This window comes from Methylobacterium indicum, assembly GCF_001043895.1.
GTDB classification, from domain to species: domain Bacteria; phylum Pseudomonadota; class Alphaproteobacteria; order Rhizobiales; family Beijerinckiaceae; genus Methylobacterium; species Methylobacterium indicum.
Window position 1 is genome coordinate 1 of record NZ_JTHF01000101.1, and the last position, 12,156, is coordinate 12,156.

Consider the following 12,156-nt stretch of genomic DNA (forward strand, 5'->3'; position numbering starts at 1 on the left):
GTCGAGCGCTGGCGCCAGCGCACCGTGCTCGGGCGCGATGTCCTGGTGGAAGTGGTCTACAAGGGCTTCCTGTTCCCGCTGGGCCACAGCGCGAGCCTGGTGAAGCTCACGGAGCGGACCTTCGTGGGGGTCGGGGACGCGCCCGTGGCGGTCCAGATCCAGCGCATGTTCCTGAAGGTCGGCGACCCGGCCAAGCCCTACCCGGCGCAAGGACAGCCCAACCGCGCCCGGCGCTGGCCGTGCGGCGGGATCGAGATCCTCACGGTGACGACCCCCGACCTCGTCGATCCGGACGGCGACGCGCCGGACGGCCCTGTCTGCGGCCAAGGCGGCCAGGTCACGGTGGAGCGCAACGGACGCCTGACCTTCGCGGGCGGCTCGCCCGGCCTGTGCTTCTGGCCCCGCACGGCGTCTCGCGACGGGGCGGAGGTATGGTTCGAGATGCGGGTCTCGGGCGAGGCGGTCCCGATCCGGATGCCGCTGATCTTCGCCGACAACCGCGCGATCAACCATCCGCCGACGATGGCGGCATTGGTCGATTACTACAACGAGGAGGTCGAGAATCACGGTTCCGCGCTCCGCATCGGCACGCTCGACCGCCGCGGCCAGCCGGTGGTGATGGGCGCCGAGAAGACGCCGGGCGACACCACCTACGAGACCGCCTGGTGGCGGGTGAAGGCCGAGGGGCGCGAGAGCCAGGCGGTCACGAAGGGTGATCCCTACGAGGTGCGCAACGACCTCTACGAGCGCACCCCCCTGATGGTCGGCCAGGACCAGCCGCCCTTCTACCCGCTGGTCGACCGGGCGCGGTGCCGCCTGACGCAGGTGGAGCGGCTCACCGGCAAGGCGCCGATCTGGGTCGAGACCGCCTACGACCCGTTCTACGTCCGCGAGGGCTTTCCCGACGACCCGAGCTTCGTGGCCGCGGGCGTCGGGCGGAACACGCCCGAGGCCTTCCTCGTCGTGCAGGACTCCGCCGAGGCGGTGAGCTTCTCCGGGCAGGGCAACCTGTCGGGCTCGGTCGCGCATCCGGAGGTGAACATCGTCGCGATCTCCCGGACCTACGGCCCGCTCAGCCTGAACGGCGACGCTCCTCTCGACGGCAGAAGCCCCCTGCCGAAGGAGGGGACCCGGGTTCCGGCGGCCGTCCGCTCCTATCTCGACCCCGACGGCCAGAGTCCGTTCACGAAGCCCCCGTCGGTCAAGGCCGGGGCAGTGGCCGAGGCGTCCCCGAGCCCGTTCAGGAACATCCTGCCGAACAACGCGAAGCTCCTCGGCATCGTCCCCCTGTCCCTGATCCTCGACGTCGCCCGCGACCAGATCGCGGACAAGCACCCGAAGCTGCGCGAGGTCGTGGATTACGGCTCGCGCGAGATCGCCGAGGGCACCCGCGAGGCGCGGGCGATCCTGCGCGACGCGGTCGTCCAGCCGATCCTCGACCTCGTCAGGGCCCTCAAGGAGAAGTGGGCCGCGATCGCCGTGCGGCAGCAGGGCGGAGAGGTCAGCCTGGCCAAGGCCTTCCCGCAGATCGGGGCCGATCTCGACCGCCTCGAGGAACGACTTCGGGACTGTCTCAAGGCGGAGACGGACGACGCGGCTTTCATGGCCGACCTTGCCGGGGCCCACGAGGCGGGCCGGCGCCTGATCCGCACCGTCGACACCATCGCCCGGGACCCGCTGGCGGCAATGTCCGACGAGCAACTCGGTGCGCTCAAGGACATCAAGCGGCGCGTCGACGCGATCCTCGCCGGCGCGAAAGCGGTCGCCGGTGGCTGGGCGGCGTTTCCCCAGGCACTCTTCGACGCGCTGGCCGGCCGCCTCCTGAACGCGGCGTCGGACGCGGTGCGCCGGTTCGTCGTGACGGTCCCGATCCCGGCAGTCGACACCAAGGTCCGGGATGCGGTGCAGGCCAAGGTCGACGAGGCCGTGGCGGCGGCGCTCGGGACAGCCTTGTACGGCAACGCGTATTCCGCGGGCGCCCCGCTGCCTCCCGTCCGCCTGGACGGGCTCGGGGCTAGGCTGGCCACCGTCCCGGACATCCTGGCCGTCCAGCTCCAGCGTGTCATCGACGATGCCGGGACCGATGCGGACGTCCGCAGGGCCGTCACGGTGCTCCAGGCGCGCCTCGCCGACAGGACCCTGGCGAACGCGGCCGCGGCCATCGACGCGGTACTCGGCCGCGTGCCGGCGGGCGGCCTCCCGCGCGACCTCGCGGACTCGCTCCTGACCCCCGCGATGGCACCGCTCCTGCGGGCCATCGGGGTCGAGCGGCTCTCCCAGGCGCCGGCGCGGATCGACGCGATCGTCGCCCTGGCGAAGGGGGCACGTCCCGACGACCCGATCGGGTTCCTGCGGGGCCTCGGCCAGTTCTTCCCGCCGGTCGCGGCCCTGCTGATCGAGATCGGGCGCGTGCCCGCGATCGCCAAGGTCGGCGAGACCTGCGGGCGCCTCGGGACCACCCTGTCGACGGCGGCCGCCGCCTTCCTGCCGCGGGACACCGATCTGGAACGGCTCGCCGCCTGCATCGGGCGGATCGAGACCTCTGCCGGAACCGGCGAATGCGCGCTCGGCCCGGCCGCCAGCTTCAGTCGGGAGGCCCTGAAGTCCCTCGCGATCCTGCGGGACGCCGAGCGTCTCGTCCCGGCCCCCGACGATGCGGCGATCAGGGCGGCCCGCGAGGCCTTGCAGCGCGTGGCGGGCTCGCTCGCCGCGGTCCTGGCAGACCTCGCTGCCGTGCGCCGGGAGCTCGGTGCGGCCCTCGCCGCGCAGCAGGCCGGCTGCGCCCTGCGCGCCACCGACCTGGTAGCGGGGATCGAACGTCTGGCGGCGGCGCAGCGGGTTCTGGTGCGGGGCGTCGAGGCCTTCGCGACCGAGAGCAGGGCGGCGATCACCGCGATCAGGGATCGCCTGATCGATCCGGCGGCGGTGCCCGAAGCCGCCCGGGCCAAGGCGGTCGAGGCGGTGGCTGCGCTGCTTGACCTCACGGCCGGAAGCCTGCGGGCCGCGATCGTCGCGACCCTGCGCGAGGCGACCGATCCGGCGGTGCAAGGAACGGCGCAGGCGCTGACCTCCCTCGCCGACACCCTCAGGCCCACGCTGCCCGGCGTGGCCGCGGAACTCGATGCATCCGCCACGACGGTGCAGGGCGCCGTCACGGCCGGGACGATCGACAAGGCCCGGACGGCGGTCGACGCGGCGGCTGCCGGGCTCGCCGCCGCGGCGGCCAACATCCGATCGGCGGCGAAGGAGGACCTGCAAGCCCGCATGCAGGAGGCGCTTGCCGCGCTGACCCCAGCCGTGCAGTCGCTCCAGGGGGATCTGACGAAGATCCTGGATGAGGTCGAGGGCGCTGTCCTCGACCGCGTGACCCGGCTGGCGGCCCAGGCGGAGGCGCAGCTGGACGGCTTCGCCGACAGCGTCGCGGCCCTGCTACGGCCCGCCCTCGACGGCTTGAAGACGTTCTACGGCGAGGCCCTGGCGAAGCGGAGCGAGATCGAGGCGGGCATCGCGAAGGCCGAGAACGATTCGCCGATCATCAAGGCGCTCCTGAACGGGGTGAGGGCGCAACTCGGGGTCGATGCGCTGCTGCAGGTGACGCTCCCGCCCGCGATCGGGAGGCCCGCAAAGCCGGGGGACGATCAGCTGGCCTACGAGGGCGGGCTGGTCGCGACGGCGGCGGCGGCGAGCGCGGCGCGGGACGGCGCCGGCACCCTCGCGGCGCTCGACGCCCTCGCAAAGGTCTGGGGCGCCGGGCCCGCCCTCGTGACCCTGGTCGAGCGCCTCGGCAGCATCGACGCCTCCTCGCTCCGCTTCGCGGTGGTGCGCGCCCTCGACCTCAAGGCCTTCCGGGACCAGATCGAGGCCCGGCTCCGCGAACTGATCCCGACGCGGGCACGCCTGTCCTACGATCTCGATGCAAAGCTGAAGCCGTTTCCGGACGGGGGCAACGCGTTCTTCCAGCCCGGGATGGACGCGAAGCTGACCCTCGGCACCCGCGCCGAGGTCGACCTGCTCCAGCTCGACGGGAAGCCCCCGACCGTCGCGGTCGTCGGCGAGGTCGGGCCGTTCACGCTGAGGCTCCTGCCGATGTTCGAGGCGGTGCGGATCGGCTTCCGCGGCCTGACCTTCACGGCGGGCTCGGGCCGCACGCCGGACTTCGACGTGCGCTTCGGGCGCACGGAGATCGGCAAGGATGCGAAATTTCTGGAGCAGCTCCAGGAATACCTCTCGCCCAAGGGCGGCGGACTCAAGGTCGCACTCTCGAGCGGCTCGCCCGGGATCGAGGCCAGCTACGGCGTGAATCTCGGGACCTTCGGGGTGGGCACCCTGAGCTTCTCCAACGTGGTGCTGTTCGCCGGGGCGAAGCTCCCCTTCGACAACAAGCCCGCGGCCTTCACGATCTCGATCGGGCGGCCGAGCGCGCCCTTCCTGATCTCCTCCACCATCTTTGGCGGCGGCGGCTATCTCGCCCTCACCACGAGGGACAACGGCGAGTTCGATTCTTTCGAGTGCTCGTTCGATTACGGGGGCGTCGCCGCGTTCGGGTTCGGCCCGCTCTCCGGTCAGGGCCAGCTCACCCTCGGGGTCTACGTCCGGTTCGGGACCGACCCGCAGCTCGGCGGCACCTTCATGGCCCGGGGGGCGGCGTCCATCGCCTGCTTCGGCTTCTCCACCTCGCTCTTCGTGAGGCTGAAGAAGGATCCGGGCGCCCCGAACGGCAGGCTGAAGGGCGAGGCGACCTATTCCTTCTCGTTCTCTCTCGGCATCCACGACATTACCTTCTCGGTGAAGGTGACGAACGATCAGGGGGCGACGCTGGGATCGCAGGAGGCGGCCCTCCCGCCCGGCCTCCTGCCCCCCTTCGCCCGGACCGCGTGGGCCGGGCTCGGCGGGGACAAGCCCCGAAGCGAGCCGCCCGCCGCGCGCGGGCCGTATCTGCGGGTCGAGGGACCGTCGCGGAGCCGCAACGCCAAGGCGTTCCGGCGCCACTTCGACCCCGGCCTCGTCCCGAGCCAGCCGATCTGACGAGCGCGCCATGCTGCACGACACGCATCCTGCCGACCCGGACACGACCGGAACCGTCCCTCCCTCCGGCACCTCCGACGACACCCTCACGAAGGTCGGCGTCGGGGTCCGGATCGTACCCGCCGGCACCGTCGTGCAGGGTGGCCGCACCTTCGTGCGCGCGGCGCTCCTGCTCTCGCCGGTCGACCCGGCGCGCGGCCGCTTCGGGACGCAGGTCGAGCTCAAGGACTGGCCCGAGGCCGTCGAGGCGCTGCTGGAGAATGGCGATGCCTTCGAGGCGAGCCCGATCACGGTGATCGTCGCGCCCGTGGATCAGGCCCATCCCGAGCCCACGGTGGGGGATGGGACGCCGACCGCACCCGGGGCCGTCCGCGCCTGCCGCGCCCTGTCCTACGACCACCTCGGCGACGCGAGGAGCAGGCCCGCCGCCTTCAAGGCGTGGCGGGACGAGCGCCGGGAGCACGTTCGGGAGGCGACGGCGCTGTGGCGGGCGCTGCTCGGTTCCCGGAACGGCGAGGCCTGGGCGGCGCTCGGACGAGTGATCAAGCCGCGATCCGACGTCCTGCTCGACCAGCTTCGGCGCGCGCCCGTCTCCGGGGCCGGGACGGCCGGCGCCCCCGCGGCGAACCCCGCTCCCGCCGCGCCCGTCGCACCGGCTCCTTCGGGCACGGCACACGCCGAAAGCCCGTCCGTTCCGGACGTCGCAGCCACCGGCCGGGGCGAGGCAGCCCTGCTCCTGACCACGGAGCGCGCCCGGTCGCTGCTCGAACGCCTCAAGGCCCACCGGGCAGGGACGAAGGCCGCGGCGCTCCCCATCAATCTCGCCTACGAGCCCTTCGATCCGCTCGACTGGGGGAGGGGATGGCCGAGCTGGGCCGGGCCGGTCCCGAGCCTGATCCGATATGCGAGCGTCGGGGCGAGCGACGCGCCGCTCGCCCAGCCGCAACGCTTCGAGGACAGGGTTCTGGCCGACAACCGGGCAACGACGGACCGATGCGCGTGCCGTTGTGAGGGCGATCCGCCGACATGGCTCGGCACCGGCGCGTCGGCGCTGAAGCGGGGCGCGGGCGGATCCCTGGCCGACCTCTCCTGCGCCGTGGATACGGCGATCCAGCGCCACGAGACCGCCACGACCCACCAGGGTATGCCCGCAGCCGCGCCGGCGGCCGCGACAGCGATGCGGGCCGACGCCAAGGCCGACACCAAGGCCGACACCTCGGCCGACGACGACGCAGCGCGGATGCGGTTCGTCGCGATCCAGTCGCAACCGTCGCTGGCGCGCCTTTTCAACCTCGTCGTGGACGTCCTGATCCCGTCCGAGGCCTTCGAGGCTGGCAGCGGCCGAGGCACCCGCTTCGTCCACGTCACCGCCTTCCTCGGAACGACCGGAGGCAAGAGCTGTATCTGGACGGCGACGAAGCTCCGGCACGACCCCGAGGCCGTGCCGCTCCGGAACGCGCCGCTCCTGGACGCCTGGGTCTGCACGCGCAGCGAGATCCGCAAGATGCTCGCGGCAGCGCCGGGCTCGGCCGGGGACACGCTGTTTGATGGGGAGATCGAGCTGGTCGACGGCTTCCTCCCCCTCGCCGCCGAGGGCGCGCATGACGGAGCGGTCGATCACCGCTTCGACCTCGCCTCGATCGACGTGACCCAGGCCAGCGACAACCGCTCCACCGCGCTGGTCGGCGGCGACGCCCGCGGCCGCCAGATGCTGACGCTGCGCACCGCCGGCCTCGCGGTGTTCGACCACGGCCGGCGTGACGCCGCCGTCGCTCAGCTCCAGCGCAGCCTGGAGCGCGCAACATCCGCCGGGGCGTCGAACGGAACAGTCCAGATCGTCGATGCGGCGGACCTCACCGTGGGATACCGCCTCGACGTGGGCGTGCGGCCCGCCGGCAAGCCGGGCAAACCCGCCCCGGCGCTCGAATGGCGCGACCTGTGCCGCCGCACGATCACCTTCGGCGACCCCTCCGGGCCGGTGCGCTCGCCCACCTCGCAGAAGGCGCTCAGCCGTCTCCTCGCCCACGCGATTCCCCGCCCCACCGACCGCGCCGCCTACGATTCCGCGACCTTGGTCCTGCCCGCGCGCCTCCAGGACCGGACGGAACCCGGCGAGCCGGCCGCGTTGACCGCCTTCGTGGACGAGACCATCGCGCAATGGCCGGGAGCCCCGCTCGGCGTCGATACCGACGCGCGACCCGTCGCGCTCGACAGGCCGGGAGCTCTCCCTCTCGCCCAGACCTACTCGCTCGACCGGCCCGCCGGCTGGCACGAAGCCGGGCCGTCCGGGCACTGGCTCGTCCCCCGGCTCGTGCTGGGATCCGGCTACCACGTGCGGCTGCGCGGTGTCCTCGCCGGCGGCATCGTGCGCCCCGCTGCCGGTCCGGCCGGTTGGCCCCTCGACCCGAGGCTCGCGCTTCCGGCGGAGACTGCCGGCGCCCGGCGCCACCTGCGGCAGGAGCGCATCGAGGCGCCGCTCCTGGCGACCCCGCAACCCATGCTCGACCGGCCTCTCGACGGGGTGCGCGACGGCCCCCGCGAGAGCGGCACGACCGTCATCCTGCGCTCCCGGGCGCCCAAGGATGCGGTCGAGGGCGGGGCGAGCGTCGAGCCCGCGCATGCGCGCTCGGTCAGGATCGTCGTCCCCCCACCGTCTCGGCCGCGTTCGCCGAGAGCCACCGCCTCAGCCTGCCTGCCGACGAGCCGGTGACGACCTTTCGCGACGATGAGGGCATGATCTGGGAGGGCGCGCGGGACGGGCTGCGCGACGTCGATTTCGACCACGGCACCCAGGGTGGGTTTCCGGTCTGGACCTTCGAGCCGAGTTCCGCGGGCTGGCTCGACCGGGGCGAAACGCCGGGCGCACCGAAGGCGAACGGGGACAGCGTCTTTCGCCCACGGCCCGCCGGCGCCGCGGCCCGGCGCCTGCCCTACTATCCCGATCCGCTGGCCGACCACCTCGTGCTGCAGGTCCGGCGCGCCGGCGGAGATCCGCTTCCCGGAGCGCCGCTGGTCGTGCCGGTCCGGGGGCCGGAAATCGCCTATCCCGACCTGCGTCCGATCGCCATTGAGGTGGTGGCCAAGGCCCGGTCCGGCCGGACTGCGACCCACGAGCAGGTCATCGGCGTCGAAGCCCAGGGCGGCACGCTGCTGCGCGGTGGTGACGCGACCGCGCCGGATGCCCGCCTGGCGGCCTACGCGCTCGACGCACAGGGAACGCTGATCCGGGACAAGGCCGTTCACGGCCGGAGCGTCGCGGTGACCCGCGTGCTGCTGGAACTCGAACCCGGCGAGACCTTCGACGTCGAGCTCTGGTTCCTGCCGTCCTGTGACAACCTCGCGCGATATTTCGACGTCGTCGAGACCGCGACCCTGCTGAGCGTCTACGACCCGAAGACCGGGCGCGTGCAGGCAGGCGAGACCGCCCTCGCGAACGGGATCGCACGCTGGACCGGGGAGACGCCAGAGGCCGTCGCCGCCCGGCTGCCCCGGCTTGGCGGCGGCGACGTCTCCGCCCTGGGGCAGCGGACGCTCCCGACCGCGGCCATCCGCACGCTCAACGAGAGGGTCCACGACATGGCCCGCCGCATTGCCACGCCGGAGATCGCCGCCTCGCTGACGCTCCACGCGATCCACGCGGTGGACCGGCCGCTCTCGGTCCCGTCGGGCACCTTCGCGCTCCGTCGGCTCAGCGGGGACAACCGCAAGACGCTCCTCGACGATGCGACGATGCCGCCGCCCGAAACCGACGAGGCCGGGGCGAAGGGCGTCTTGGTGACCGGGACCGTCGCGTTCGATCCGGCTACGACGGGCTTCATCGAGATCGTCGCGACGGGAGCGGGGCTCGTCAGCGGCTCGCTCGATCGATCGGACGACCTCAAGCGCAGCGCGGATCAGGTCGTGCGCGGCCTCTGGCCGGTCGACCCGGCGACCGGCGGCCCGAAGCGACCGACGGACGTGTACGGCTTCGACATCGCCCCGGACGGCACCGTCGCCTTTCCGCAGGAACAGGCGGTGCTCCTACGGATCGACGCTCCCACCGGCCTCTGGCCGTCGTCCGACCTGCTGGAACTGCAGCGGCTGGCGAGAAAGAATGAGAATTCGCTTCAGGTGACGTACCCGTTCGAGGTCGGCGACACCCGCGCACGCCTCCTCGATCTGCACGTCCGGACGGGCTCCCGGACCAGCACCTATTTCCGCGACCGGGAAACGGGCCGCGCCCTGCCGCCGGAGGCGACCCTGCGGGAGGGAACACCCCGGCGAATCCCGCTGCGGGCGACAAAGGTCCCGGCCCCGCTCGCGGCCCGGACCGTCCTCCCGTCCACCCGCCTGATCCCTGTTCCGCGGGGAGCGTGGACGTTCGAGGTGTCGCGGCAGGCCCTGCTCCGCATCGACAGTCGGCGCCCCGGCGCCACGTCGGGGATCGCGGAACGGATCGGGGTCGTCCTGTGGCCACCCGACCTCCACCTGGACCGCGTCTCGGACAGCCACAACGGCGTCGAGCGCGACTACGACACCGGCACGATCGACGTCCTCGCGAGGCTCCTGCGGCGGGACATCGAGATGACCGGGTTCGCCGACGAGGACCTCGGCCCGGTGGGCTCCTACGTCACACGCTGGGGACGCGACCCGATCAAGGGCGGGCCGGGACTGCAGGGCTGGCTGATGCCGCCCGCCGCGTTCCCGGGCCTGGGCGGCGCCAAGCGGGACGACCCCGCCGCGCCCCGGGAGACGCGGTGGGACCCGATGACCGATCCCGACGAGGAGGTGGTCTACGTCCCGCGGGCGACCCTGCGGCTTCCCGCCGAGCAAGCCGGGGCGACGGGGGCAGCGACGACGCTCGAGGTCGCCTTGCTGACGTTCCGGCCGCGGTTCGACGCGGACCAGGAGACCTGGTTCGTCAACGTGCCGATCGACACCTTCGGCGTGCCCGAGCCCTTCGTGCGCCTGGGCCTCGTGCGCTACCAGCCCCTTGCCGCGCGCGGCTTGCAGCTCTCGGATCCGGTCGTGGAATGGGCGCAGGTGATGCCCGGGCGCCGGCTGGTCGCGCAGGTGAGCGAGACCGACGCAGCCCTGGTGACCGTCACGGTCACCGGCGCCGGGGCCCTCCGCTCGGTCGCCGAAGCGGATGGGCACGATCCGACGCGCCTCTCGTGGTGGCGCCAGCGGCCCCTGATGCGCATCCGGGTCCTGCGCCGGGGCACCGACGGGATCGATGCCCCGGCGCCCCTGGCGGATTCGGGGCCGTTCGGCCGCCAGGAGGGACGCAGCCCGTGGGCGGAGTGCAGCTACATTCCAACCACGCAGGACGAGTGGACCCGATACCTTGCCCGGCCTGCGGGCGCGAAACCAGGACCGGCCGGGCAGGACGACCTGCCTCGGGATCGCGCGAGCCGCATGCGTCTGCCCTGCTTGTGCGCCGTTCATCCCGAGCCCGATCCCGGCGGGGCGGGGTCGCTGCGCTGGTGCGCAACGTTCCGCTTGGCGCAAGAGCCGCTTGCCGATCCGGCGGCCGTATACTCGGTCTTCGTCGAGGAGGTGGAGGCGATGCGCCCAGCGACCTACCGGGCCGAACCTCTGGACGAAACAGCCGCCGACTTCTCGAGCCTCGATCAGTTGGAAGTCTCGGGACCACGGTTCGCGGCGCGGCTGGAACTGACGAAGCCTGCGCCGCGGAGCAGGCGATGAGGAGTATGGTGGATATCCCGATGCAGGGCTCGCCCCAAGTTGGTTGCGAACCGCGCCGGGTTTCTCGGAGGCTGTTTGTCTTGGGTCATGCGGCCAGGGCTTGCTATCAAAGGTCTTCTACAATGGGGAATGGGACAGAATCGACCGAATTTGCCATCAACGCTTGGATTCGCGGCTCGGACTGGCAGATTCGGTCTGGCTGCCGGTGATCGGGGTCCCGTCCCGCTCCGCAACGGCGCTCGCCGCGGTGCCAATGTTTTGCCTGCGCTGGATGGTCGAGAGAATTGCGAATGACAGCAGGCTCACCGTCAGAAGTCCGAGCGTCAAGGGCATCAAGGTGCCGTCGTAGAGCTGCCCGAGCAGGGTACCTATCGATATCGCGATAACAGAGGAGAGAAACCCGATAATCGCTGCCGCTGTCCCGGCGATTTCTCCCATTGGCTCCATTGCCATCGCGTTCAGATTGCCAAACATGAAACCGAAGAAGAAAAACAATACTGACGCGTATATCATAAATATTTTCAAATTGACATCTACTGTTATAATAATCAATGCCATCATAGCCGACGCAATCAATACGCCGATGTTCGATATGTTGCACATTTTTGCCATGCCGAATTTACCCACCAATCTGGAATTGATGATAGAGGCAATGCCGAGAGTGAAGGCAAGCAATCCGAAGTAGACGCTGAAAAGATCTCCGGCGGCAAACTGAACCTGAAAAATTTGCTGCGAAGAGTTCAGATATCCGATGAATCCGCCGTAAAAAAGGCCAATGCACACGGTATTCAAAACGGTCGTCCGGTTCGAGAGTACGATTGAAGCTCCCTTCCACAACCTGCCGATCGAGAAAGGAACTCGTCGCTCGAACGGCAGCGTTTCATCGAGACGGAGTGCTATCCATGATATGATCAGCAGGGCGTATATGGCGTAGCAGGCGAAGATGTTTTTCCAAGATGACGTTGAGATTATAATCTGACCAATTCCGGGCGCGATCGCGGGGACCATGAAGAATATGAGCATGACGATCGACATGATCTTGGCCATCTCGCGGCCGACATGCCTGTCACGGACGATGGATATCGCGACGACATAGGGCCCTGCGACGCCGAAACCCTGGACCAAGCGGCCACTCAGCAATACAGAGAGTTGATTCGAGAAATAACAAATAAAACTTCCTGCAATGAAAAATATGAGTCCGACATATAAGGCCTCTTTGCGTCCACGCGCATCGGAATACGGGCCAAATATCAACTGCCCTATGGCCATTCCCATGAAAACCGACGTTACGACATGTTGCGTTCGATTCAGATCGGAGAGGCGCAGGTCCGCACCGATGATGCCGAGTGCCGGCAATATGGCGTCTGTTGCCAGCGCTGCGATAGACATCAGTACGGAGATGATGACTGTGAATTCGGCGGATCCGATCGTCTGGCGTCGCAT

General features: G+C 70.4%; 4 protein-coding genes. 3 read left to right on the forward strand and 1 reads right to left on the reverse strand.

The genetic code is table 11. The features are described 5' to 3' along the window. The 3 genes from QR78_RS34925 to QR78_RS12175 form a co-directional block, all read left to right on the forward strand. Positions 1 to 5,025, forward strand: a 5,025-nt coding sequence (locus QR78_RS34925; RefSeq protein ID WP_048427788.1) for a BAR domain-containing protein, incomplete at its 5' end; no start/stop codon positions are given. 10 nt (positions 5,026 to 5,035) lie between these two features. Beyond that, positions 5,036 to 7,735, forward strand: coding sequence for a hypothetical protein (locus QR78_RS12170; protein WP_048427789.1), 2,700 nt, complete (start codon positions 5,036 to 5,038; stop codon positions 7,733 to 7,735). Next, positions 7,732 to 10,713 carry a hypothetical protein gene (locus QR78_RS12175; RefSeq protein ID WP_048427790.1) on the forward strand — a complete coding sequence of 994 codons (2,982 nt, stop codon included), beginning with the start codon at positions 7,732 to 7,734 and terminating at the stop codon, positions 10,711 to 10,713. Before QR78_RS12170 ends, QR78_RS12175 begins: the two co-directional genes overlap by 4 nt. A gap of 156 nt (positions 10,714 to 10,869) precedes the next feature. Here QR78_RS12175 and QR78_RS12180 read toward each other — a convergent pair whose 3' ends face one another. After that, a complete protein-coding gene (locus QR78_RS12180; RefSeq protein WP_202972710.1) occupies positions 10,870 to 12,156 on the reverse strand; it encodes a multidrug effflux MFS transporter in 1,287 nt (428 codons plus the stop codon).

Excerpts from the sequence above, each read along its gene's own strand:
- QR78_RS12170 (WP_048427789.1), top strand. The coding sequence starts at position 5,036 with ATGCTGCACGACACGCATCCTGCCGACCCGGACACGACCGGAACCGTC.
- QR78_RS12180 (WP_202972710.1), bottom strand. The coding sequence starts at position 12,156 with ATGCGACGCCAGACGATCGGATCCGCCGAATTCACAGTCATCATCTCC.